The organism is Rhizobium sp. Root1204 (assembly GCF_001424965.1).
GTDB lineage: Bacteria > Pseudomonadota > Alphaproteobacteria > Rhizobiales > Rhizobiaceae > Pararhizobium.
The window spans coordinates 1-24,749 of record NZ_LMCZ01000026.1 but is presented as its reverse complement, the minus strand read 5'-3'; the positions used below and the strand labels follow the sequence as shown (position 1 = coordinate 24,749).

Below are 24,749 nucleotides of genomic sequence, written 5' to 3'. Positions count from 1 at the left end.
ACTGCCTTCAATTGCCGCAACACAACAAACCTTTTCGCCAATGCTCATGCCGACAAAGGATCCGCGGACACAAAATCAATTCGTGGACGCCCTCCTAGTTCTTCCATGATGTGCCCTTTCATAATCTGCCGGGTCGGTGCCCCTTAGGTCGGTGGCAGGTAAAACCCTTCCGTCTTAGCCCAGTTGCTCGGCGATGATCGCTTGAAGTTCCGCACGGGTGAGCAGGCAGGGATATTGATTTGTGTTTCTTCTCGGTGCCCTTACCGCTGTCGCGAGGCTTCGGCGCCGCCGGCGGGGCGACGATATCTGCTTTGTTCAATTGAAATCCTAGGTGGGCACAGAAGGATGGCAGGCGTTAACGCGCGAAACGGTCGACGTTCGAGAATGCCGCCCGTGGCTGTGACTATGTGAGTGATATCTGAAAGATAAGAAATGGGTGGATAGGTTACAAGGGAACGTGCCCGAAGGATCTTGGATCACGAAAACGAGGGCGCTCAACACACATGGGGGCGCTCTTTTCTTCTAGCGCGGACAGTGCGGTGCCAGGGCGCAGACGCGACATATCGGAGGACATAAACCCTCCGCCAGATGAGAGACCAACTGATAACGCATCTTGGGGACATTTCCCACTTCTGCTCTTGGAGTGCTGCGACGGAGGCAGCCAAGGCACGAGACAACAAGCGTGGATCAAGCACCCGTATGCCGATTTTCGATCATGTCGGTGACCTTGTTGGCCAGCTCGGTCATCACGAACGGCTTGGTGATCACCTCCATGCCGGGTTCAAGATGACCATTGCCGACAGCCGCGTTCTCCGCGAAACCCGTGACGAACAGAACCTTCAGGTCCGGCCGAGTGAGACGGGCAGCGTCGGCGACCTGACGACCGTTCAAGCCACCGGGTAACCCGACATCGGTGATAAGAAGATCGATCCTGGCGTCGGATTGAAGGATTTTCAGTCCCGACGGACCGTCTTCCGCTTCGAGCGCCACGTATCCAGCCTCCTCGAGCACTTCCACAATGAGCATGCGAACGGTCGGCTCGTCGTCGATGACGAGCACGGTTTCGCCGGCACCCATTTCCGGGATCGGTGTGTCCACTGCCTCGGCATCGTCCGCAATCTCGCCGGTATAGCGGGGGAGATAGAGGCACATAGTCGTCCCGTGGCCCGGCTCACTGTAGACGCGGATCTGGCCACCGGACTGCCGCACGAAACCGTGGATCATGGAAAGACCCAGGCCGGTGCCCTGACCGATCGGTTTGGTCGTGAAGAACGGATCGAAGATCCGGTCGGCGATATCTTTCGGAATCCCTGTTCCCGTGTCGGTGACGCACACTGAGATATATTGCCCCGGGGGCAGGTCGCGCTCCCGCCCGGCGCGGTTGTCCAGCCACTTGTTCGCAGTCTCGATCGTCAGTTTGCCACCCCCGGGCATCGCGTCGCGCGCGTTGATGGCGAGGTTGAGGAGCGCGCTCTCTAGCTGGGCGGTATCGACCTTGGTCGCCCAGAGGCCCGCGGCACCGACAACCTCGACCTTGATGGCCGGGCCGACGGTGCGTGTAATGAGATCCTCCATACCGAAGACCAGCCGGTTCACGTCGGTCGGTTTGGGATCGAGGGTCTGGCGACGGGAGAAGGCAAGCAGCCGCTGGGTCAACGCCGCGGCGCGTTGCGCCGAGGTCTGTGCACCCCTTATGAAGCGATCGATCCCATCGCTCCGGCCTTGAGACAGGCGCCGTTCGATAACTTCCAGGCTCCCACTGATCCCGGCGAGAAGGTTGTTGAAGTCGTGCGCGATACCGCCGGTCAGTTGTCCAACAGCCTCCATCTTCTGCGCCTGGCGGAGCGCCTCTTCAGCCTCGGCGCGTTTAGCGATCTCGGCTTCCACTTGCTCTTCGAGACGCTCGTTGAGCTGCTGCAGGCGCTCTTCGCTCGCCTTCCGCACGGTGATGTCAATCACGGTGCCGACAAAGCGACTATCTTGGACCGTATCGAAGAAGGCGCGTCCGCTAGCGGCAATCCAGCGTTCCCTGCCGTCCTCGATACCGACCGTCCGAAATTCGATGTCGTACTGACCCGAACCCTCGGGATCGATCGCCCGCTGCACCGCCTCATGCGCTCGCTCGCGGTCGTCGGGATGAATGCCTGCGAGGAAGGAGCTTTCATAGGTGACCGTCGCTTCCGCCGACAAACCGAAGAGCTGCTTGCACCGGACGTCCCAGCGGAGCGTGTTCGAAGCGGGATCATAGTCCCAGGTGCCGATTTCTGCCGCTTCGGTGGCCAGCCGCAAGCGAGCTTCGCTGTCGGCAAGTTCCGTCTCGGCTTTCTTCCGTTGCGCGAGTTCACGTTCCAGCGCCTGAAACAGCCTTGCATTGTCGATAGCGACCGCCGCCTCGGCGGCTAGGCCCTCCAGGCCCCGTTCCGATCGATCGTCGAAAACACCAACATCCGCATGGCCGAAGAAGAGGCCCCCGGTCACCTCTCCGGTACGCGAGATGACCGGCACCGCCAGATAGCTGCGAACAGGAAGATGTCCCTCGGGCATTCCGGCACGTGGCGTGTTCTTTCCGTACCGCGGATCCACGGTGATATCGTCGGATCGAACGATACCTTCACCTCCGAAGGTCGGAGCGAACACTGCGGTATTACGCGGCATTGGGAACTTGGAGAAGGCTTCGGCTGGCACCCCGGAGATGGTGTAGAGCATATAGCTCTCCCCAGCCTCATTCTCGACATTGTAGAAAAAGGCACCAAATTGAGCGCCGGTCAGCTCAACGCCGGCATCCGTGACGACCTGGACGAGTTCCTGAAGATTGGTCTTGGCCGCAAGGGCGGAGCCCGCCCGATTGAGTATCTCGAGCCCACGGCGTTCCGCCGCAATCGCGTCCTCAGCCGTCCGCTCCTCCGTGCGATCCCGCAGGATCTTCGTGAACCCGATCACCGTACCGGCCTGATCGCGGATCGGCGACATCTCGCCGACGGCCCAGACTTTTGATCCGTCGCGACGGATACGCCAACCTTCCGTACCGCCGCCGCGGCCTGTCGTTAGCGCGTCGTTCATCTCTTTTCGAAGCGCTGCGGCACCCTCTCCGGGCGGGAACAAGCGGTCCAGCGTTTCCCCCAAAACGTCAGCGGCGCTCCAGCCTAGCATCCGTGAGGCGCCCTCGTTCCAACTGGTGACCCGGCCTTCGAGGTCGGTGGTAATAATCGCCGTGCCGACCGCACTGTCGACGATCTGACGCCATTGGTCAGCGCTTATTGCGCCCTCGCTCATCCATCCCCCGGAAATCAATCCCTCTGAATCGGACCTAAACGCAGAGCCGTTGAATTGGTTGCAAGAGTTAGCAGCTTTCCAGGCCGTCGACTGTTTAGAGACGACCGAGAAATTTAAGGTCCTTCAACCGCCCACTTTCACGGCTTTGCTTTAAGGCTGCGACCGATGCGGTCCAGGGATGGCAGCTCGATACGCAACCGCAGGCCATCCTCCCGCCAGTCGCGCGTGATCTTGCCGCCTAGCTGCTTTTCAAGTACGGCCCCTAGCAGCACGTTACCGAAACCCTTACCTGGCGTCGCCCGGGCATCGCCGGCTCCGTTCTCGCGCCAGTGCAGAACAATGCCCTCGCCTTCCCTGCTCCAACCGATTGATAGTCGACCTCCGCGGCGCGATAGCGATCCATGAACGGCGGCGTTGGCGGCAAGTTCGTGTATCGCGAGACCCAAAGGTTGAACGGACGGCGCGGGGATCGAAACTGTGGGCCCTGATATTTCGACGTTGTCATCGCCAAAGGCCTTGACTTGCAGCGTGACGATGTCGTGAAGCGACGCCTGCTGCCATCCGTTCTCCGCAAGGAGCATGTGGGTTCTAGACAGCGCCTGGACGCGCTGCTGTACCGATGCTGCGTATACGGCGGCATTATCTGTTCGGCTGAGCCGAACGATGCTGTCGACGATCGCCAGCACATTCTTTGTCCGGTGGTCGACTTCAAGAAGCAGGCGGTGTTCGGCTTCCTCCAGCGTCTGGACCTTGCGGTATTCGGTAACGTCGATCTGGGAGGCGAAGTAATAGGCGAGCCGCCCGTCGTCGTCCCGGATCGGGCTCAGGTAGAGTTGGTTCCAGAACGTGGTGCCGTCCTTTCGGTGGTTCAGGATCTCGACCGTTCCCTCGCGGCCCTGCGCGATGATCGCCCGGATTTCCGCAACGGCCGTCCTCGACGTGTCCTCGCCCTGCAGCAACCGACAGTTCTTGCCAAGCAGTTCGTCGGCCGAGTAGCCCGTCAGCGCGAGGAAGGCGTCGTTGGCAAGGACAATGGGGTAGTCCGGCTGGCGCGCGTCTGCGAAAACCATCGGCATGCGGGTTCTCTGAAAAGCGAAGGTCGCCAGTTCCCTGTGATCGGCTATGCCCTGGTTCGAGGCGGCGGCCGGGCGGTCGCCATGAATGTCGGACTTTACTGCTTCGCTCATGCCGTACCTCTTTGATCAGCTAAAAACGCTGTTTGGCGCCAATGGTTTAGGGCTTGAGGCTGGCCCTCGCGGAACCGTCACTTGCGCCGAAAGACTACCGATCATAGGGTCGGAAGCATGGAAACGAAGATCCTGGGACAGGTGCTCGTCCTCGAAGACGATCCCTTCATCATATTGGATCTCGAGGAGACGCTGCGGGAATTCGGCGCGGCGTCTGTCGTCTCGTTCAACACGCGCACGGAAGCAATGGGGTGGCTCGCCTCAAACCGTCCAGATGTTGCCGTCGTCGACCCTCGGCTACCCGATGGGATCTGCACCGACGTCGTCGAAAGGCTGGCAGAAGCGAACGTGCCGTTGATCGTATACTCAGGGGCGAACGTAGATGAGCCGGCGTTCGCCAACGGCAGGTGGCTGGATAAGCCTGCCATGCCTGAGGTCCTAAGGGAGGCGCTGACAGAACTGCTGTCGAATAGCCGCGACACCGGCCGATCCACTGGCTTCCAAACGAGCAATAGGCCCGGAATGCTCGCGCCTGTTCTAGTTCTGTTTGACCACGCCGCTCGATCCTTTCGCGGGCGATCTCGAGTTCCTCTTTGCCGACCTGGTCAGCAGTCCTCGAAGCAACCCCCGCCGCTCGATCGGCTCCATGACTGCCTCGGGGCCCTCCGGATCGAGGATCTCGTTGTCCGCAAGCCATTGCCCAAGGTCCGATATTTCCGGCGTGTGATAGGGCACTAGGGTCGGTCTGCTTCCGGGTTGATCCGCCGGCCGATTTTCCCTCAGCGCCTCGATCGCTTCGATGACGGATTTCGTCCGGTCGATAGCCTGGGTGACCTCGTCCGGGTCAACGCCGAGGTGCTCGGCCAGTAGATCATCGCGCAGTTGAAGAAGTTGGCCGGACAGGTGGCGATCCTGCCCGGCTTCGAAGGCAACATCGCACTCGTTGTCGAACCGCATGGATCGATTGTTGAAGTTCGAGGAACCGACTCGCATTGCTTGACCATCAACGATCATCAACTTCGAATGGACGTAGATCGGTACGCCGTCGGCGGTGACCGGGTGATAGATTCGAAAACGTCCGTGCGGATCATGAATGTGCAGTGCCTCCCTCAGGCGTGCTCGTGCGGTGTCCATCGCCAGTTCACCAAGCCAATTATCGGCTTTGACCGGATTGATCAGGACGACTTCCGGACCGTCAACTTCCGAGAGCCGTCTGGCGAGAGCCTGAGCGATAACTCGGGACGCAAAATATTGGCTTTCCGCGTAGATAACATGCCTGGCCGCCATGATCATGTCGACATACAGCCGCTCGATCTCTTCGACGCCTTCCCGATCGCCATAGGCCGGACTTGTGCGGGAAATTCCGAGCGTCACAGCTCCGAACGAAATCGCGCCTTTGATGGATGGTGACTCATGCGGGATATTGACGTGGGCCAATTGCTCACCGCCTGCGGATAGCCACCTTGCGCGGCAGAGGTCGCCAAGCGCTTTTGCAGCCGGTCCTGCGCAGAAGCTCGAAGCGTCATGCCAGGGGCCGTAGGCCGTCCCATTCGGCCGCTTGCGAAGCGGATCGTTGTCCAGGTGTTTGCGCGTATCCCAGCGACCCGCGGTAACGTCTATACCGCCGCAAAAGGCGATCGCATCATCGATCACCAGGATCTTCTGATGGTGCGAACTGCCAACCGGATGGTTGCCGTCGAGCCGGACGGTAATCTGGCGATGGAGCTTCCACTTCAAAAGGTAGGGGAGGTTCGACAGTTTCACCCAATTCGACAGGAAACCGGGATTCCACAAGAGAAGCCTGATCTCGAGGTTGGGGTTTTCCTTGGTCAGCCATAGTAGAAAATCGCCGACGTGGGCCGGCCCCTCGAACTCTTCGCCCGGGCGGCCAAGTGTAATCGATGCATCGAAATCCCAACCAACGAGGAAAATCGACTTTCTGGCCGACTTCATCGCCGCCCGCGCCGCGGCAAAATAATCGTCCGCGTCGATTATGATCGCAAACTCGTCAGCCCGCTCCGCCCGCCATATGTTAGACGACGTTTGAAGCAGTTCCGGCATTGAAATTCCCTCGTTTGAAAGTCTCGCCACACGGGGATCCGCGACCGCTTTGAAAGACGAAACGCAGACGGCGTCAAGGGCGTCGTACGTGAATCGGCGTTGGAGACTAGGCCAGCCCCGGTTAATATCGGCGGGTTCCATATTGCGCCGATGCGATATCTGCATGCGAAGGAGGAACGCATTTGCGGCGTGGACCACCGTAGGGCTGATAGCTGTTGTCTTCTTCCCTGTAGGATGCATACCGGGCAGCGCACCAGGCAGCATCGACACGGTTCAGCCTGGATTCTCCATCGTCGCGATCATCCACGTTTGCTACGCTTGTATCCACACCGGGCTGCGATGCGCCATACGGCGATCTGCAGGTGCGTGTCTCGCCGCTGTAGGAGCGATAGCTGTTGGTGGCCGGATCAAACGAGCGATAGCGTTCCACGCACCACTGGAGATGCGCCGTCGACAGCGCGGGCCGGACTGGTTGAGGCTTCTTCTGTAACGGGTCCGCCTGACGGCTTTCGGCAGCCACTTTGGGCGCTTCGGTCACATAGCTCGAATAGGCAGCCGGCAGACGCTGGTAGTGCTGCCTGCTGAGGTCAACGCGGACAGGGGAAGTCGTCCACAGGTCTGGCCCGGCCAGACTGGCGACCTCCTGGGGCTGTGGGTCCGCCATTACGAAGGAAGCAAGCGAAGCAGCAGCGATGCAGGCGCCGACGGAACTCGCGATGCCAAATGCCAATGTTGCGATTGCCTTCATGACAAATCCTGATTCAAAGCGAGGTCAGCAGGCGCGGCAATGGCCGCACCTGCCGGTTTCGGGTCACTTGATCACCTGGATCACCTTGCGCGACGACGGCTCGACAATGACCCGCTCGTCGTTGACGACCGCATAGGCGTATTTAAGATCATCGGGGATAGGCGTTACGACGATCGTTTCGGGGAGCGGCTGACCAACCACGACCTTTTCCTTGACGACGACGCGCGTCGAGGGAACGGGGGCGTCCTGTACATAGGTCACCACTTTCTGCGGCGGCGGATCGATCGCCGTGCCAACGACTGCACCTGCAACGCCGCCGACTGCCGCTCCGACGGGGCCTCCGACGATGGCGCCAGTGACAGCGCCGCCGGCAGCACCGTTGACTGTGGACGACTGGGCGAACGCCGAGCCTGACAACAATGCGGCGGACACAGCCGCACCTACGATTACCTTGCGAAGCATTTGAACCTCCATCTGAAACGGTCATCCGACCGTGGCCAAATAACGGACAAATGCGAGGCCGGTTCCGTATGTAGGACCTTGGTCGGAGAGACACCTGAACCGTGGTCTTACCATGGGATATCACGTCCGCTTCGCGAACACGCGAGCAAAGAACGTTGCCGTAAATCGGACGTGAATTAGACTGCTCTTCCTGCTTGGGAGCTGAAAGCGGCGTCCTACTAGCACCTCCCCATCATCTTCATGAAGGCTCGAACGCGAGCCCGGAGAAGCACGATCAGGCCCTACAGGTTCATCCGTAAGGCGTCTGCCGGGGCACATTCAATCCTCGGGAAGGGTGTATGCGTACAACGTCAGCCGGCTCGGGGAACGGAACTTCTTGTTTTGATATGGGTTTCGGGCCTGTATCTTGGAGCGCGCGCGTCACAACCTCGTTAACGCAGGCGGTGGCAAGCGGGAGCGGGTCGCGCTATCTGACCCGGAGGACGTAGTCGTGGGCGAAATTAGCCGGAGCGGGAGGAGGGCTGGCATTGCACGGACAGGATCTGTTTCTGGGAGATGGCAATGTCGCGCGCCACTTGCGCGAACACACCTGGGCCCACTCGCCGCTCGGCAGGCCCGAAACGTGGCCGCAACCATTACGATTGATCGTGCGCTTGATGCTTGCGTCCAAATTCCCGATGTTCGTTGCCTGGGGACCTGAGCTCGGCTTCCTCTACAACGACGCCTACGCCGAAATCCTGGATCGGAAACACCCTGCAGCACTTGGCAGCCGCTTCCAGGACATCTGGCGGGAAATCTGGCCCGACATCCTTCCTCTCGTCGAAAGCGCTATGGCAGGTCAAGCGATTTACCGCGAGGACCTGCCGCTTCTGATGCAGCGGCGGGGTTACGACGAAGAAACCTGGTTCACCTTCTCCTATTCACCGATCCATTCCGACAGCGGTGAGATTGCTGGCCTGTTCTGCGTTTGTACAGAAACAACAAGCCGAGTGCTCGCGGAGCGCGCGCTCAGCGAAAGTGAAACGCAGTTTCGTTTGATGGCCGACGCGGTGCCCCAGATCGTCTGGATCACCGATACGGTGGGCCGGGTCGAATTTTTCAACCGCCATTGGTATGACTACACCGGCGCTTCGGTTGCGGAGACTGACGCAGCGGCGGTTGCTGAAAGTCATGTTCACCCCGACGATCGTGCCGCGACAATGGCGGCATTCGAGAACGCCCGAAGGACGGTCACGACGTTCCTGGTCGAACATCGGATCCTTTCGGCGAAGGGCGAGTACCGCTGGTTCCTCGTTCGAGGCGAGCCCGATGTCGATCGTGCTACCCGAAGCGTTACGCGATGGTATGGAGCCTCGGTCGACATCCATGATCGGAAGCTCGCGGAAGAGCAGTTGCGGACACTCAACGCCACCCTTGAGCGCCGCATCGAAGAGGCCCTTGCGGAACGAAAACTGCTTGCCGATCTCGTCGAGGGAACGGACGCCTTCATTCAAGTGGCGGCGCCCGACTACCGCTGGCTCGCCATTAACAAGGCGGCCGCCGACGAATTCGAACGCATTTTCGGCAAGAGGCCCCGGGTCGGCGTGAGCATGCTGGAGCTTCTGGCGGACACTCCGGAACATCAGGCAGCCGTAAAAGCTGTTTGGGCGAGAGCGCTGGCCGGCGAGCAGTTCACCGAAACGGGCGAATTCGGCGATCACAACCAGGCGCGCCGTTTCTACGAAATGAAATTCAATTCGCTACGCGATCACGCAGGCAATCTTATCGGAGCCTATCAGTTCGTCTATGACGTGACGGAGCGGATCCGCGAACAGGAGAAGCTGCGCGCGGCCGAGGAAGCGCTGCGACAGAGCCAGAAGATGGAAGCGATGGGTCAGCTGACGGGCGGCGTTGCCCACGACTTCAACAATCTGCTGACCCCGATCTTTGGAAGCCTGGACATGCTGCAACGGCGAGGACTTGGAAATGAACGCGAGCAGAGGATGATCGCCGGCGCCATGCAGTCGGCGGAGCGAGCAAAACGCTCGTTCAGAGACTGCTGGCATTTGCCAGGCGCCAGCCGCTTCAAGCGATACCGGTCGATTTCGTGAAGCTCGTTTCGGAAATGGGCGAGCTGATCAGGAGCACAACTGGCCCGCAGGTTCATGTCGTCATCGATACCCCGCCAACGCTTCCAGCAGCGAAAGCTGATCCAAACCAGCTGGAAATGGCGCTTCTCAATCTTGCGGTGAACGCCAGAGATGCCATGCCCGACGGCGGGACTCTGCGGATCTCCACCCATGAGGATCACGTTCGTGAGGGCGTTGTGCCGGGATTGCGTAAGGGCGACTACATCAAGATCTCCGTGGCAGACACAGGAACGGGGATGGATCAGGCAACGCTGGCTCGCGCTGTCGAACCATTTTTCTCGACTAAGGGCGTGGGAAAGGGCACCGGGCTCGGGCTCTCAATGGTGCACGGTCTGGCGCAGCAGCTCGGGGGTGCTCTCAAGGTTTCCAGCCGTCCGGGCTTCGGGACCAACATCGAGATCTGGATCCCTCAGACGGCCGAGGAGCTCCCTGGCGCGGAATCGGACATTGAAATAACGTCATCGCCCAGCCTTTCTCGCGCAACGGTCCTTCTTGTCGACGACGAGGAACTGGTCCGCTTGAGCACCGCCGACATGTTGGTCGATCTCGGCTATAAGGTCGTTGAAGCTGCATCCGCGCAAGATGCCCTCGCCTTGATCGACAACGGAATACAATTCGATCTGCTAGTGACGGACCACCTGATGCCGGGGATGACGGGAACCGAGCTGGCAGACATTACCCGGCTGCGACGGCCTGGCACCGCTGTGATCTTGATCTCCGGCTATGCGGAAGATCGGGGCATCGACCCAAAGGTACCAAGGCTGACGAAGCCCTTTCGAAAACAGGAGCTTTCGGATCTGCTGCAAGCGATCGTAGTCCATGGTGAACGCTCTCCGGGCTGATCAGTCGTCTCAGCAACGTCAAGTTTCGGATGCCGTTTTATCGAAGGTCAGACGCATTTCCGCGGCAGGCTCGAAACCGAGAGACTCATAAACCGGCTTCCCGGCTTCCGAAGCATGTAGCACGACGGCCGTGCAGCCAATCGATCGGAGGTATTCGATGGCGAGCTCTGTCAGCCGCCGCGAAATACCCTGGCGGCGGTACGCCGGCTCTACGAAGACGCTCCAGATATAGCCATGCTTGTGCACGTCCGGTCGAAGGACGTCCGGATAGGGCGAGAGATGAACCCGGCACGAGACGGACCCTGCGACGGTTGTGCCGTCCATCGCAACGAATGTAGCAAGCTCGCGGCTGTCCCTACCCTCGTTGATGAAACGACGGATCTTCAACTGGGGGTCGGGAGAGAAGTGATCCGGCGGAGTGCCGTAACTGTCCCAGATCGCCAGGTAATGCGTGATAAGGATATTATCATGCTCTGGCGTCGCCTTCAGGTATTCCATTGTTCGACCTTTCTGTCGTGCCCCCCGTCAGGTTTCGATGGGCCCGCGTCGGGCAGTCGGCGCCTCGGCCATGGCGAGGTAGGCGCCGGTCAGCATGACGATGATGCCAATGACGTCGGAAACCGTAACCTGTTCGGAAAAGGACAGCGCGCCGAGCACGACGGCGATCACAGGCGAAACGAAAGCGTAACTGCCGGCTCCGGACGCGCCGATGTCTCGCAACAGCCGCATATAGGTCGTATAACCGACCAGCGAGCCAAAGATCACAAGGAAGAACCAGGCCGTCCAGGCGGTCGTGCCCCAGTTTCCTGAAACAGCGGCCACAGCACCCGGCTCGAACATCAGTGCTGCGACCATCAGCGCGATGCCGCCGACGAGCGTCGTGACACCGGCGACGAAAACCGCTGGATAGGATCGCAGCAACGGCCGCGCCAGCACAGAGCCGTAGCCATAGGTGAATGCCGCCGATGCAACAGCCAGCCCGCCCCAAAAGCTTGCGCCAGGAAAAGCATCGGGCTCCAATCCGCTTCCCCCTCCCATCGACGGCCAGAACAAGACCACCAAACCGGAGACACCGAGCAGGATCGCCAAGATCCGCCTGACGTCGAGCCTTTCCTCCCGCAACAGAAGGGCGAAACACAAAAGAGCGATGGGTGTCAGCGACATCTCGAGGACAGCGGCCGTGCCGGTGTCTATAAACTGCATGCCCCAAAACAGGGGTCCGTAGCACAGGGTGATCATCAAGATGCTGACGGCGATGAAGCGGATGCCATCTTCGATCTTCAAGCCCGCAGCCTCGCCCTTCATCCAGCCATAACCAAGCAACAACAGCCCTGCCGCGGTGAAGCGCGTTGCCGCAAAAAGCAGCGGTGGAACGGATTCGATCCCGGCCTTGCTTGCGATCCATGTGCTGCCCCAAATGACGCAGAGCATGAGAAAGCGGAGCTGGTTCTTGTTTAAACGAGAGGACACGGGCTTTCCAATCTTGTAACGGATAAACATGTTATAGACCGTTACAACTTGCTCTTGCCCAAATCGTTCCGCGATCCGATATTCTTGTGATGACCAAACAAAAAACCATCGGCGAGATCAGCCTACTCGGCGGGCATCCCGCACTCGACTTTGTCAACACGGTGGATAGCCGTGGCGAGCGATGGGGTCCGGAGTTTTTGAACAGCTACAGCGACCTGGTCACCTGGGCTCGGCGGCTCGAAGTCATTGACGACGAAGAGCAACGCACCCTGCTTTCGCTGGCGACAAAGTCACCTTCTGAAGCGAAGAAGGAGTTGATCCGCGCCAGGGAACTGCGAGAGGCCCTGCATCGAATTTTTCTAACGGAAGCTGGCGACGAGCCGGTCAGCGAAAAAGACCTTGAGCTGCTCAACGAGGTTGCAAGGCACGCACAGGAGCTACGTAGTTTGGCCGTCGTCGATGACACGATCGAATGGCGTCACTCCGCTGCAGACCAACTGGACGCCGTCGCAATCCGGGTTGGCTGGCTGGCGGCGGACTTGCTGACATCGGGACGGGATCGCCGCGCGGTCCGGGCCTGCGAAGGTCCGAACTGCGGATGGCTTTTCCTCGACCACTCGCGCAATGGCCATCGGCGCTGGTGCTCTGACAAGACCTGCGGATCGCATGCCAGAGTGCGAAGGTTCCGTGCTGTGCGAGCTGAGTAAATGATGCCACCACAGACTGCGACGTTCACGCGCAAAAGGAGACAGAGCCATGTCGGCAGCTGCGACCACGTTTTCACAATCGTTTTTTCACGGCACCCGCGCCGATCTGCGGCCTGGGGATATGATCTCCGTCGGCTACACTTCCAATTTCGCCGCCGACACGCAGTTGTCTTGGGTCTACTTCACAAGCACGATGGATGCGGCGATTTGGGGTGCTGAATTAGCTGCGGGTGAAAAACCAGCACGCATCTACGTCGTCGAGCCGACCGGCGCCTGGTTCGATGATCCGAATGTGACCGACAAGAAATTTCCGGGAAACCCGACCCTCTCCTATCGATCGAGAGACGCGTTGCGGGTGATCGGAGAGGTCGTGAACTGGCAAAGTCATACGGCGGAACAGATCCGTCAGATGAGAGAAGGACTGGCGCGCTTAACGGCCGAGGGCAATAACGTCATCATCGATTGACCCTGCCGCAACAGGACAGGTTTCAGGAGCGCCAGAATAATCGCTAGCTGCTTTTTGGTATCGCGTTGGGTATCCACGATGCTCGCCACAGCGCTGGCGAGATTATTCATCCGATGGGCTCGAACTCGCCGTCGACCATCCTGCCGCGATCCACGTGCCCATCCAAAACCCTTACGAAGATCGTGGGGTCGTCCTCGTCAACAGAGAACCTAGGAATCCCTTTTTTCTTGGATAGTTTCACGCCCGGCTTGACGAGCTTTTTGCCAATGCGCGCGAGCGCATCCGTGCTTCGCTCTACGTTTGCTTGGATGCTCTCGGCGCTCGGCCGATTTCCTGCGACAGTCACATCGCCGAAAGTCACCTTGACGTAGCTCGCTGATTTTAGCGCACGCGACTTCACAGAAACGCGGGGCTCGCGTTTCGTTGGAGACTCAGAGGAATTCGGCTTCATTTTTATTTCCTGTGGCATTGAGAGAATATAGTCGAACTATTGGATTCAATCGAGCCCGGATAGCGAGAGAGCATCTCGATAGTGGTAGGTCGATAACTAGGTTACCGACATCCGCTGAATATGCTGGTGTTTATCCCAGCCGCCTTGGCTTAGAGAGAATCCTACCCATCGACACAGCGGAAATGTCGTCCGCTCAGCAATAAATTCCGATATCTAACAAGCGGCTGGCTAGGGTGGGAGACAAATGGCTTGTTACTCGCTGTTCCGTTTGATCGGAATTACTTCTCCTTTTGGCCCTCCGAGGTTGTCCCGCGGCGTCGCGACGGGCTTAAGCTCGACGATTCTCGCGGCCTGCAGGCTTAGCCATCCGGATGGCAGACCCGTCAGACTTTCGACGTCGTGCGGAAACAGTGGTAGATCTTCACGCAAATCTTCTTTTGTGACTTGTCCCGCATCGACCATAGATTGCCGACCAGTCGACACTTGCACCCTCGGCAAAAAGCGGAGCAGCGCCGACCAAGCACTACGGCATCAATCCAACGGTTGGGAATGAGATCAGCGGATTTTCGCCCGTTTGATGGACAGGCCGATGAGGTGCGCTTTCCACCTTTGAAAGAACAGTTGCCCCAGCAAGCATAATGCATCCGACGACAATCAGCATATGAATTTCGATGGAAGTGTCGGCTTGTCGGAACACGGCGGCTATGAGAGCCGAGAGGAAGAATCCCAGACTCCATAGGCCGTGGGCGCGGCTCATGATCCTGTATCCTAAAACAGCCTCGTGCCGATCCGTCTCGATGTTTGAGTTGATTTCGAACATGCCGGTAAGAATGCCTGCCACAAAGAACAAGGGAGCGGCCAAAGGCGCGGACAGCATCCACGGGATAGCAGCAAAAAGAAATGATGCGCCCAAGACCGAACGAGCGCTGACCATTTCGCGCCCAGGCGTTCTACGAAGCTGACGGAGAACGTGAGGCCGGTCAGCACTCCCGACGACAGCGAAATCAGCAAAATTCCCAGCTGCCCTTCGCTCAACCCGAACTTTGTCTGAAGGTCAGGAAGCCTCGCAATCAATCCGCCAAGAGAAACGGCAACGGCAAACTGGGTGAAAAAGGTGCGATGATGGGGCTTCATGTCGTCGATCCGCGTTTGCTTCATTGCCGTCTGCAATGTGCTGGGGCTGCCGGTTGTTCTTTTGATACGGCTTCCCCCCTCCACCTCTCCACATACGGCGTTCATCGTCTCCAGACCCGACCGTCTTCGCGGAATAATATCCGGTCATCTCCTGGTGTCCCGCACCTGCCATGCTCCCCGTGCCCCCAGCGGCTCCTACCATTAGAAGGTGGCGGTAGACCTACACCGTTCTTGAATTCCGGGAACAGATAGCTACGCACCTCGTTCTCCACTCAGACAGTCGCTCCCAGGGCGACTGAACGTAGGAGGAAAACGTGGAAAACGCATCGAAAAACCTCGCAGACGAATATCGGCGACTAGGCGGTCGCCGTGTAGCAGTGATCGACGACAATCTTGGCTCATCGCGAAATTGGGAGGGCGAAACGCCGGAGGCTGCCAAGTTTTGGAAAGAGCGTATCTCCTCACTATCGGACCGTGAAAAACGTGACGTAGAGAGCTTCCTTCCCTCACTCAACGATGAGAGCGACGAGCCAAAAGGCGAATAACAACGGGTAGTGCCTGAACCAGTGTGTTCTACTAAGGAGGGAATCTACATGGAGTTCGAGAAGATCATTTTTCCCGGCAGTGGATGGGTCCCGAACAACCCAAGGCTCCCAGTTCTGATCTATAAGAACGCCTTATCAAATAGACCGTGTCCCGCCGGTTTCGAGGAGCTGTTCGAAATGAACCAATGGACGGGCATTTGGAGAAACGGCGTTTTCGACTACCAGCACTATCATTCAGGTGCTCACGAGGTCTTAGGTGTCGGTCAGGGAAACGCGACCTTGTTAATCGGGGGACCAGATGGCCGCGCAATTGAAGTCGTGAAGGGTGATTGCTTGGTTTTGCCCGCCGGGACCGGACACATGAACCTGGGAAGCGCGCCAGACTTCGAGGTCGTAGGCGCATATCCGGTTGGTCAGCGTGCCGATATACAGACCGCCGCACCATCACCCCAGATGCGATCCACGCTTTTGGGTCTGCGCCTCCCGGATACTGACCCGGTTCAAGGTTCGTCTGGGCCGCTTATTAAGGCATGGCGAAGTTAGGAACCCGTCGAGGGGGCAATGCTATACGTCCTACCATCACACCCGGCGTCCGGGGCTAAGAATGATCACAAGGCATTCGCAGCGCCGGCACTAATGTCCTCGATTGCCCTCGATTATCACGGGACCATTGGAAAGATGGTATCTCAAGTAAATTTCTCGGTTGTCCCGGCCTCATTAGCGAAGCGTCGGAGGATGCTTTGCAATTCCGGCTCCTGAACCATACGCGCTGCCTCGCCAGGTGGGACCCAAAGGTACTCGCGCTGACCTTCCTCACGAAAGCGCTTGGCGACCGATTCCACGCGCAAACGGAATACATTGACGATATAGGGCGGTGTTTCGGTATCTTTCACGTAAGCGAAGTAACCCATCGAAGCTTTGTCGGTTTTGCCGATTATGCCTGCTTCCTCACCTGCCGCTCGCTCGGCACACTTGTGAGGCTTTTCGGGTTCGAGATTGCCCTTTGGAATGACGCATCGCTTCGCCCCACGAGTTCACATAAGCAGAACGAGCGTTTCACCGTCGATGCCTGTGCGAAAACAGATCGCGCCGCACTGATCCACGCTCTTTCCTTAAAAAAGGTATAACGTTCTGCTGGCGATGGAAGTAAGGTAGCCCATCCGTGTCCAATCGAATCCAGTTGTATGGGAGTGTACTGCAAATCAGTGATCGTCAACAGCTAAGAACGACAATGGCGGCCCCATTGCTGTGGAGCGTCAGCGATTCAGATCATCTCATCGGCTGTTGATGGCAGAGTTGAGTGAACGCCGCTCAGGCGGGCCACTTTGACCGACAGTGGATCGTTACAAGCCGGAATCGGCGGAAGGTCCTTCGCCTCCATGAGAATCTTCAAGTCTGTCTCGGAGGGGCCGGAAATCTTGAACAGACGTTCGGCCTCTTTTTCGCCAATCCGCCTCTCCTAGCGAATTCGTCCACCGAAATGGCCGTGCCGCGCTCCGCTCGCTGTCGTGTCCAGTCGTTTTTCATAGTCACCTCCAATTATAGAGATGTCGCGGATTCACTGGTCTTCAAGAGGCGGCTTTTCAAAGCGCCTGCCTCGGCCGATACGGTTTCCCTCCAATGGAACAATGATCCGGTCGGTTGGTTGTCAGTGCTAAGTTTCCCGGTCGTCGGGTGCACCATTTCAAGGAAAATCACATGCCAAAATTGCTCGAAGACCTTTTCCTCGACACGCTCAAGGACGTCTACTTCGCTGAGCAGAAGATCGTCGCAACCCTTCCCGTAATGGAGAAAGCTGCGACGAATAAACAGCTGAAGTCGGCATTCCGCAAGCACCTCGACGAGACGAAAATCCACGTGAGCCGCTTGGAAGCAATTTTCAACGTCATTGGTGCCGCGCCCGAAGCCAAGCCCTGTGACGCCATTCTGGGTATAACCGACGAGGGAGCCGAGATTATGGAAGAATATGAGGGTTCCCCAGCCCTAGATGCCGGTCTCCTGGCGGTGGGCCAAGCAGTCGAACACTATGAAATGTCGCGATACGGTACGCTTCGCACCTGGGCGCTGAAACTCGGGCAGGAGGAAGCTGCCGAGATACTGCAGTCAACGCTCGAAGAGGAAAAGGCCACAGATTTGGCGCTCACCACGATTGCGACGTCTGTCGTGAACCAAAAGGCTGAAGGCTGATCATTCGTCGGTTCTGGCAAATGCTCTGGTTCGATGGCATATTCCGACCTAGAACCGACGGGAAACAAATTATGAGCGCTCGTAAGGGAGTGCTGACTGCGGTTGGCATTGATCGCGGGTGGCCATTTCAAATTGCACTAGATGGCGCTCTTTGCACAGGCAAGCAGAGCGAAGTCCAGGACGAGTTCTGCAAGGGACTTTCGCGGTATGTGCGCGGCCATTCTCTGTTCCACGATGACAAGACGTTCGTCGTTCAGTGCTTTTCGCTAAAAGAGGATGCCGAAAAATTCATGAACCGTTTCGGTGGCGAGTGGTTTGATCCACGAGAGCGTGGTCGGGGACACCAATGGAACAAATGGTACAAGGGAAACTTTGCCGGACGCTAATGGTAACCAGGATCAATGCTGAAGCTGGACACCATTCACGGGAAACGGACGCAAGATCAGTCCGTCGGAGGAAATCCAAACCATTTAAGAATGCCATGAGGCGTTGGAGCCATCGTATCGCAATTTTGGGGGCCCTTTACTAGCTCGCCGTAAAGACGACTTAGGAAGGTGCTAAGTCCGATCTGCACAGAGGGGACTTCCATGAGGAACTGGCATTCGAACGGAACAATCGCTCCCTGCATTTTTATAGCAGCGACGTGTTCGTTTGCCGTACCAGCGAAAGCAGAATGCCGGTCAGCCCTTAACAACCCCGAATGGCCCGGGATCGCACGTTCAGTTGCCGCTCTCCAACTGTGCGAACAAATACCGGTCGGCCCTAACCACACCGCCAAATTTCAGCTTATCTCGGCGGACATGTGCTCCTTTCCGAGTGGCATCCGTTCCGTCACGGCAAGAGCGTTGCTGACCTGCGAATTCGGCGCGGACTCTCTGATCCAGATGCCTTCAGTCGACAGTGAGGTAACGGCCACTATGACTTTCGACACTGAAGGATGTCTTCTTGTGGGTTCCGACCTTCAAATCAGCGGTGAAATCGGTGCCCTCCTGTCTGGTCTGGAAGGCACGCAGTCAACGGCTCGCGGCTGGGCACAGTCCCAATTATCGCGCCTGTGCGCGTTACTGCGATGAGGCTCGGTGGCCATTCACTCGATAAGGGTGATGCCTGAAGAGCCTGTTGAAATCGGTAGCGTGTTGGTGTCTCGGCTGCCAATCGGTTAGCGCTCCGATTGTGTATTTCGCCGCAAATCACTCGTGAACCACGACATTGGTTCGATTATCTCAGAATCGCGTTTTGGGTGTCGGAGGTTAATCGGATGGACGCCCGGACAGATCGTACACTGCTGATCCTTGAGGATGGGCCTTTTATCGCACTCGATGTGGCGGACGCTTTACGCAACACGACCTATAATGTCGTGACGCTGAGATCATTCGCTGACGCGATGAATTGGCGTGACCTGGTCCACAGTCTCTGGTTTGAAGACCAAGCTTTTCCCGATGATCCCGGCGTAGAGAAAAAGGCGGAGTTACCGGCCGTGGGATCGTTTAGTTAAACGCCCGTCACTGCCTGGATGGGTCGTTGTTCTGCCCGTCTTTGCCGGTCTCGCTCAAGGTCTTCAAGCCATCGAGAAATTTGGCTGCATCGAGCCCAGCGGCCTCCGCCTGTTTGAAGTTGTCATTCAGATCAGCTTCTTTGACAGGTCTGGCTAAACCATCCGATGCCGCCCGGCGCACAAACGCTTCATCGCTCTCGCCCTCACGCTTTGTTAAGGCGTCCACAGCGAAGACGATTGGATCGGAGAAGCCCTCCGACTTTAATCGCTCGATTGACCAGCCACCTTTCTCCACGACATCGTGTAAATAGGCGACGATTTTTTCGTCGATGGTGGACACGGCACCTGCAACGCGGTTGCAATGAAGGTAGTAGGGCTCGCCCGCCTTGTCGGTCTGGCCCGCATGTGCCTCCAGGGCAATTTCAATCGCTCGGTCCAGTTGGTGCATGATTGCCCTCACTTCTGTGACTTGGGTAAGAAATGCGAATTGCCGCATCCGAGTTCCAGCCGTCTGACTGCACGGGGCACACTGTCGCGACGAAACAGGTAACTCAATCGAACGAAAAACGCTCTGAACCGCCGTGGGTATGGGAACATCGGAACTGCTTATTGGTTTTTTGGCAGGAGGATCGTGCCATGACCAAACACATTGATAATCGTCAAACCGGCCATCACACCAAGCCAGCTTATGACGTCGACGAGCATTGCAAAAAAGCGACATTGACAAGGCCGAAGCCCGTAAAATCTTACAGATGCTAGGTCGCTTCGCCAGCCGACACGAGCTTGAGATCAACGCTCCGCCAAGCAAGCCGAAACATCGAGCGTAGTAACCGGGAAAAGCGAACGTCGCGCAACGGAAGGGGTGGGAACAATCGGCGTATGAAAAGGTTAAACGGCATTAAATTCAGGAGGATTATGCCATGGCCACATACACGGACGAACGCGGCGACCGGGTCGACGCGGCGGAAACGGGCAAAGTTGTTGTCGAAACACCGGTTGAAGCCCGGCAGGGTTTCCTGGGCCGCCCAGTTTTGATGGTCCTGATCGGGGGCCTCGTCCTAGCAATGGTCGCATGGGGCATCTCCGAAATGTACGGCGAGGCCGTCGATAATGATGCGGCTGCAGACATCAACCAGACAACGAATACCACGCCAAAGGCCGTGGTCACCCCGACGGACCAAAAGGTGATCGATAATACTCCGCCAGCCGGGGAGAAGATGCAGACCGCCCCAACGGATCGTGATCCAACGTCTGAGTCCGGCACAGGCGGTGACAGCCAGTCGGTTGCGCCTGCAGGAACAGAGAAGACCCAGTAACTTGCCAGGAAAATGACAAATCAAAGAGAGAACTTATCGATAACGGCCCTGACAAACGGTACGTCCGGCGCGACGAAGACGGAAAGTTCAATGAGTCTGTCGACGTCGGGAAGTCTCTTGCGGCAGACCGCCACACAAAGGCCATGACAACGGCCAAGTGAGGCGAACGCAATAAGGGCGATCACAAACGCTGATGAAGATCGCCACCTACAACGTCAACGGTGTGAAAGGGCGCTTGCCCTTTCTTTTTTCGCTGGCTGTTGGGCACAATTTCTAACAAAAATATTTTGATGCCGTTACGCCGCCTTGCGGAACACCCTCGCTTGAAGGCCGTGATCAGGCACGGTCACCGTGGCCTGTCTTCAGTAACCGATAGGGAAGATCGACGACCCGTCCGTCCTGCACCCGCCACAGCAACATTTAAAAGCAGCCGGTGATCGACCTTGTCGATTTAAAGGTCGAAATACCCTTGGTCGTAGCTAGCCAATCCGGTAGCTTTGCACTCTGCCAACTGAAGTAGGCAACTTTAATCGAGCATTATCTATTTCTAATACATGCATGAACGGTTTAGAAACGCACACTGTACGGCTGTCGAACTGGTGCGCCGCACTAAGCCTATCGATGTATCTCTCTTCTCTGTCGATATCGGGGGGAAGAGACGTGTAAATGCGGGATACTTGAGTGGATCGGCTTCGCAACGCTATCGGCGGTGCTGATCGCCCGGGGGGGGCGGGGCCCTTGAAAGGGGCTCTTGTGCAAGCCCGTGCACTTGTCTATCAACCTCTGATTGGCGTGATCGGTAGCGAATACAACATGATAGTGAAATTGACGAATTTGCTCCATTAGGCTAGTCTAATATTTTTCCCTATAGGGGTGGGTTCGCCTTTCCTCCCAGTGATCAATTCGAAATCGCAAATAGTTCAACGTGATTGTGAGCGTGGCTATCGATGTTTACTCTGCGCATAAACATGGTGATTGTCGCGTTCGTAAGTCATCTTGCTCCTGGACTTGGCGTGAAGAATCGGGATCGGAAGATGATGCAGGACGCTGAAAAGGAACTGGCATACCTCCGAAGTGCCCTAGCGGCGAAGCAATTGGAAGTCGACCAAGGCAAAGAGTTGTATGAGAAAACCGTCGCCACCGCTTACAGCGTCGTTCTCGATTACGAAAGACTATTTTGCGAGATGAGGAAGCGAAATGAAACGAAGCAATCAGCCGAGATCCTTCCGTTTAGACGCTTCGATTAGACTTGCCTGTGGAGCCTTCAGATGGCTTTAGGGGTTAAAATCTGTCTCTTGGACACAATTTTTCGCCTGGTGGGGAATGCCTTGGAAACGTTTGCCAACTGTTTGAAAAGTTTATTTCCAGAGACCACTGGAAGTGCTGTGATACCGCGCAACAATGTGCAGTCTGCAGCCAGCAAGCTCCGTTCACGTGGACGACTACCTCACGTCTGAACAAAACGAACACGATCCGGCGCGGATCCGTTTGAGAGCCGCCAGTCTCGGTGCGCAGCTTTGCGCAGCAATCCCGATATCAAGTGCAGAAATCAAAACGATTGTCTTCCAACGACGCATGGAGGGCGCCTTCAAGAACGCGTGTGGCGGGGGAGCGCGGCTGAGGATCGAACGCCCGAAACAACGGCCTCGGCGCTGAAATCGTTGAACTACCTGCGGCTGTAAAGATCTCCTCCGGGCGTGTTTTAGCCATCAACGACTTTTCGAACGCATGTCTGGACATGGTTCTGCTTTCCGTTCCATTCCGGTTCCGGCAAGGGACGGCCAGCTGTCCTTTTGCCGAGGGTGCATCTTATTTGCGTATGTGTTTAGAGACGCTCGTATCTTGGTCCGGCGGCCGTTCCCATCCGAAGACGCTGCGGCCGCCAAAGAGCGCAGAGTTGTGGAACTACCCAGCGACGATTTCCTTGAGGCCCGGACCAGTGACATATTGCTCCAGCTGCCGGGATTGATCGTCGAGCCGCTTCAAGGCCTGTAACTCCTCGTCGCCCAAGCCGGCCCTTCCTCACCGCGGATATCATGACATCGATCGTCTTGTCGTACACTTTTAGCGGCACTGGAAAAGGGTGGCGATCCTTGCCGCCATGGGCCAGCGAAAACCGCGCGAGATCAGAGAAGCGATGCGGGCGCCGTGTACGAGCTCGGCGACCATCGCCAACGCCCTTACCGTCCTTGCGCCAACAACTCTCGGCTCGCTGATACCCATMGATATTGGCATGCCAATGTCTGTGCTTGTTGGTTGAGCATTTAGAATCGAGCGCGAATGCTGCCGAGAAGTGTTCGGCCGGGTSCAGCGACACCGTAGGCCACCTGAAAATCTCGGTCAAACACGTTGAGCAGTTGCAGGCTCGTTTCGAGATGACCCTCAAGCGACTTCCACGAGAAGCCGNATTTCCATAATCTTGCCATTTCGCTTAAAGTGTTCGGCCGGGTCCAGCGACACCGTAGGCCACCTGAAAATCTCGGTCAAACACGTTGAGCAGTTGCAGGCTCGTTTCGAGATGACCCTCAAGCGACTTCCACGAGAAGCCGATATTTGTGAGTGAAAATGGATCAAGCTCAAGGCCTGAATCGGTTCCAGCGCGCTTGCCGACGAAGGTCTGTCCAACTGTTGCGGTCCAGCGATTTGGATCGACGTAGGTAATGCCGACCTGCGCCATTTGTTCAGGCACCATGGGCAGCCCAATGCCAGACGGCTTGCCAGGCGAGGAATTTTTGCTCTCCATCAGCGTCAAGGATCCATACGCACCAAATCCGCCGCCGATCCAATAGTTGGCGCTGATGTTGAGACGATCGATACGCCCTTCGCTTGCACCGAACCGGGTGTAAAGCACGTCGGGCACGCGCAATGACAGCCCTTCCAATGTCTGATGCTGATATTCGGCTGAAGTGAAGAAACGTTCATTCCACTCCGCATCCCAACGTAACGCAGCGGTCTTGGAGTGCCCGGTCGTCACAAGCGGCAAGTCAAGGGGGGCCAGTCCGACAGTGGAAATCGGCGCCAGCGTGTAACTGGAATCAAGGCTCGTATCTTCCCGGTAGTAGGCACGTAGCCAGTGATTATCGACAGGTGCCCAGGCGATGCCGATACGGGGATCAACACGGTGGTAATCGCTGTTGTCTTCAACCCAGTTGTAGAAGARGCCCCCCTGGACCTGCAGCGATTGGTCGATCTCCCAAAGAGCATCGCCGTAGAGACGGGCAGAACGGCCGGAAGATTCAAAACGCGGAGATCGATATTCGTCGCCACTCCAGAACGTGTAGACTGAATAGTCATAATCACCGCTCCAGACGCTGCCTTCAATCCCGTAGCGCAGCGTGACGGCGTCGATGCCCAGGAGATGGGAAACGCCGGCCGTGAATGTGCGTTGGCGTGTGTTCTCCTTGAGTTGCATCAAGGCATCGCCGTCAAGAATGGGATCATAGCCGACGAAATCGAATTCGGTATGTTCGTGGACGTCGTTGCCGGCAACAAAAGCCTCGATCACATTGCGATCCGAAACCGTATGAGCCCAGCCGATACCCACATTGGTGAACCGGTTTTCACTGATGTCATAGGGCGTCGGGTTCCAATCCGCCCCCGGATACCCGCGCTCGGTTTGGCCCACATTGGCAAAGAGGAAGACATTGTCTTCAAGCGTCGGGCGTATCCCGATCTGCGCATTGACGGCTTCGATATCGTCGCGGTCGTTTTCGCGCGGGCTGTCAGGTCGCACCATGTCCGCCTGCAGGTAGTAGCTGATCGGCAGGGCGGCGTAGCTGGTGCCCTGCAGTTGCAGCTGATCGTTCCAGCCGAGATCGCCGTCCTTTTCCCACATCACGCCACCGGTAAGCGACGCTTCGAAGAAGCTGCGGCCTTCTAGCGAATTGCGCTTGGCTTCGCTGGAGACCGCCATCGGGTCGAGCATCAGCGCCTGCATCTGTGACGAAAAGGTCGAGCTGCCCGGTTGTCGGCGTTCCTGGGGCGTCGAAAGCGGCGATTCCCCGTTGAAGGGCGTATCGCGCCCGCCATCGGCTTCGTCGAGATAGGATGAGCCCTTGAAGGGGTCATACCCCCGGTCGGCATAATAGTCGCCCCACTCGCTGAGGCCGAGATTGTCGAGTGTGACACCGAGGAAGGAGCTTGCCTGGCGGTTGGCATCGTAGCCGTTGTAATACCCGCCACGAGCCTGCCGGCGTCTCAGGGCTTCGCGCGCCTGCTCTATCGCTTCATCGGCCCGGAACTGGTCATACATGGCCGAATCCATTCGCGGCGGCAT

At 57.6% G+C, this 24,749-nt stretch carries 22 protein-coding genes and 2 pseudogenes; 12 read left to right on the top strand and 12 right to left on the bottom strand.

Annotation, left to right across the window (positions count from 1 at the left end):
* Positions 1-687: 687 nt before the first annotated feature.
* The 5 genes from ASC96_RS20490 to ASC96_RS20470 all read right to left on the bottom strand — a co-directional run bounded on the left by ASC96_RS20490 (position 688) and on the right by ASC96_RS20470 (position 7,731).
* Entirely contained in the window at positions 688-3,273 is a 2,586-nt protein-coding gene (locus ASC96_RS20490; protein ID WP_060504981.1) for a PAS domain S-box protein, read from the bottom strand.
* A 137-nt stretch (positions 3,274-3,410) separates the two neighbouring features.
* The gene (locus ASC96_RS20485) at positions 3,411-4,460 is read right to left on the bottom strand and encodes a PAS domain-containing protein (RefSeq protein WP_060504980.1); all 1,050 of its coding nucleotides are present in this window, start codon (positions 4,458-4,460) and stop codon (positions 3,411-3,413) included.
* A 537-nt stretch (positions 4,461-4,997) separates the two neighbouring features.
* The gene (locus ASC96_RS20480; RefSeq protein ID WP_060504979.1) at positions 4,998-6,521 is read right to left on the bottom strand and encodes a phospholipase D-like domain-containing protein; all 1,524 of its coding nucleotides are present in this window, start codon (positions 6,519-6,521) and stop codon (positions 4,998-5,000) included.
* 121 nt (positions 6,522-6,642) lie between these two features.
* Positions 6,643-7,269 (bottom strand): BA14K family protein, encoded by a 627-nt coding sequence (locus tag ASC96_RS20475; protein WP_060504978.1) that lies wholly within the window; start codon positions 7,267-7,269, stop codon positions 6,643-6,645.
* A gap of 63 nt (positions 7,270-7,332) precedes the next feature.
* The gene (locus ASC96_RS20470) at positions 7,333-7,731 is read right to left on the bottom strand and encodes a DUF1236 domain-containing protein (RefSeq protein ID WP_060504977.1); all 399 of its coding nucleotides are present in this window, start codon (positions 7,729-7,731) and stop codon (positions 7,333-7,335) included.
* Between the two features lie 527 nt (positions 7,732-8,258).
* Between ASC96_RS20470 and ASC96_RS34005 the strand changes: the two genes are divergently transcribed.
* Both ASC96_RS34005 and ASC96_RS34000 read left to right on the top strand, forming a co-directional pair.
* Positions 8,259-9,821 carry a PAS domain-containing protein gene (locus ASC96_RS34005; RefSeq protein ID WP_060504976.1) on the top strand — a complete coding sequence of 521 codons (1,563 nt, stop codon included), beginning with the start codon at positions 8,259-8,261 and terminating at the stop codon, positions 9,819-9,821.
* 14 nt (positions 9,822-9,835) lie between these two features.
* Positions 9,836-10,702, top strand: coding sequence for an ATP-binding protein (locus ASC96_RS34000; RefSeq protein WP_060504975.1), 867 nt, complete (start codon positions 9,836-9,838; stop codon positions 10,700-10,702).
* Between the two features lie 18 nt (positions 10,703-10,720).
* Here the strand turns inward: ASC96_RS34000 and ASC96_RS20455 are convergent, their stop codons facing one another.
* Together ASC96_RS20455 and ASC96_RS20450 are read right to left on the bottom strand one after the other, a co-directional pair.
* Positions 10,721-11,200: a GNAT family N-acetyltransferase gene (locus tag ASC96_RS20455; protein WP_060504974.1), complete on the bottom strand. Its 480-nt coding sequence runs from the start codon at positions 11,198-11,200 to the stop codon at positions 10,721-10,723.
* A gap of 27 nt (positions 11,201-11,227) precedes the next feature.
* Positions 11,228-12,172, bottom strand: coding sequence for an EamA family transporter (locus ASC96_RS20450; protein ID WP_082512197.1), 945 nt, complete (start codon positions 12,170-12,172; stop codon positions 11,228-11,230).
* Positions 12,173-12,261: 89 nt separating this feature from the next.
* On the opposite strand from ASC96_RS20450, the gene ASC96_RS20445 reads away from it, so the two are divergent.
* Both ASC96_RS20445 and arr read left to right on the top strand, forming a co-directional pair.
* On the top strand, positions 12,262-12,879 hold the full coding sequence (locus ASC96_RS20445; RefSeq protein WP_060504972.1) for a CGNR zinc finger domain-containing protein: 618 nt from the start codon (positions 12,262-12,264) through the stop codon (positions 12,877-12,879).
* Between the two features lie 49 nt (positions 12,880-12,928).
* Positions 12,929-13,345 (top strand): NAD(+)--rifampin ADP-ribosyltransferase, encoded by a 417-nt coding sequence (gene arr / locus ASC96_RS20440; protein ID WP_060504971.1) that lies wholly within the window; start codon positions 12,929-12,931, stop codon positions 13,343-13,345.
* Positions 13,346-13,451: 106 nt separating this feature from the next.
* On the opposite strand, the gene ASC96_RS20435 is transcribed toward arr, so the two are convergent.
* Complete coding sequence (locus tag ASC96_RS20435) at positions 13,452-13,796, bottom strand: hypothetical protein (protein ID WP_060504970.1); 345 nt, start codon at positions 13,794-13,796, stop codon at positions 13,452-13,454.
* Positions 13,797-14,250: 454 nt separating this feature from the next.
* A pseudogene (locus ASC96_RS33995) lies at positions 14,251-14,930 on the bottom strand (MFS transporter); the annotation flags it as partial.
* 314 nt (positions 14,931-15,244) lie between these two features.
* On the opposite strand from ASC96_RS33995, the gene ASC96_RS32060 reads away from it, so the two are divergent.
* The 6 genes from ASC96_RS32060 to ASC96_RS20400 all read left to right on the top strand — a co-directional run bounded on the left by ASC96_RS32060 (position 15,245) and on the right by ASC96_RS20400 (position 19,157).
* Positions 15,245-15,475, top strand: coding sequence for a hypothetical protein (locus ASC96_RS32060; protein ID WP_082512195.1), 231 nt, complete (start codon positions 15,245-15,247; stop codon positions 15,473-15,475).
* A gap of 48 nt (positions 15,476-15,523) precedes the next feature.
* Positions 15,524-16,018 carry a hypothetical protein gene (locus ASC96_RS20425; protein WP_060504968.1) on the top strand — a complete coding sequence of 165 codons (495 nt, stop codon included), beginning with the start codon at positions 15,524-15,526 and terminating at the stop codon, positions 16,016-16,018.
* Positions 16,019-16,215: 197 nt separating this feature from the next.
* Complete coding sequence (locus ASC96_RS33990) at positions 16,216-16,602, top strand: hypothetical protein (protein WP_060504967.1); 387 nt, start codon at positions 16,216-16,218, stop codon at positions 16,600-16,602.
* Between the two features lie 571 nt (positions 16,603-17,173).
* Entirely contained in the window at positions 17,174-17,662 is a 489-nt protein-coding gene (locus ASC96_RS20415; RefSeq protein WP_060504966.1) for a DUF892 family protein, read from the top strand.
* Positions 17,663-17,733: 71 nt separating this feature from the next.
* A complete protein-coding gene (locus tag ASC96_RS20410; protein ID WP_060504982.1) occupies positions 17,734-18,048 on the top strand; it encodes a hypothetical protein in 315 nt (104 codons plus the stop codon).
* 872 nt (positions 18,049-18,920) lie between these two features.
* Entirely contained in the window at positions 18,921-19,157 is a 237-nt protein-coding gene (locus tag ASC96_RS20400) for a hypothetical protein (RefSeq protein WP_060504964.1), read from the top strand.
* A gap of 7 nt (positions 19,158-19,164) precedes the next feature.
* Here ASC96_RS20400 and ASC96_RS20395 read toward each other — a convergent pair whose 3' ends face one another.
* Positions 19,165-19,605: an HD domain-containing protein gene (locus ASC96_RS20395; RefSeq protein ID WP_060504963.1), complete on the bottom strand. Its 441-nt coding sequence runs from the start codon at positions 19,603-19,605 to the stop codon at positions 19,165-19,167.
* 472 nt (positions 19,606-20,077) lie between these two features.
* On the opposite strand from ASC96_RS20395, the gene ASC96_RS20390 reads away from it, so the two are divergent.
* Both ASC96_RS20390 and ASC96_RS20385 read left to right on the top strand, forming a co-directional pair.
* Complete coding sequence (locus ASC96_RS20390) at positions 20,078-20,473, top strand: hypothetical protein (protein ID WP_060504962.1); 396 nt, start codon at positions 20,078-20,080, stop codon at positions 20,471-20,473.
* Between the two features lie 1,034 nt (positions 20,474-21,507).
* On the top strand, positions 21,508-21,720 hold the full coding sequence (locus ASC96_RS20385) for a hypothetical protein (RefSeq protein ID WP_156397685.1): 213 nt from the start codon (positions 21,508-21,510) through the stop codon (positions 21,718-21,720).
* 562 nt (positions 21,721-22,282) lie between these two features.
* Here ASC96_RS20385 and ASC96_RS32055 read toward each other — a convergent pair.
* Together ASC96_RS32055 and ASC96_RS20380 are read right to left on the bottom strand one after the other, a co-directional pair.
* Positions 22,283-22,672, bottom strand: a pseudogene (locus tag ASC96_RS32055) (DUF763 domain-containing protein); the annotation flags it as partial.
* 232 nt (positions 22,673-22,904) lie between these two features.
* On the bottom strand, positions 22,905-24,749 hold a 1,845-nt coding region (locus tag ASC96_RS20380), incomplete at its 5' end, for a TonB-dependent receptor (protein ID WP_060504960.1).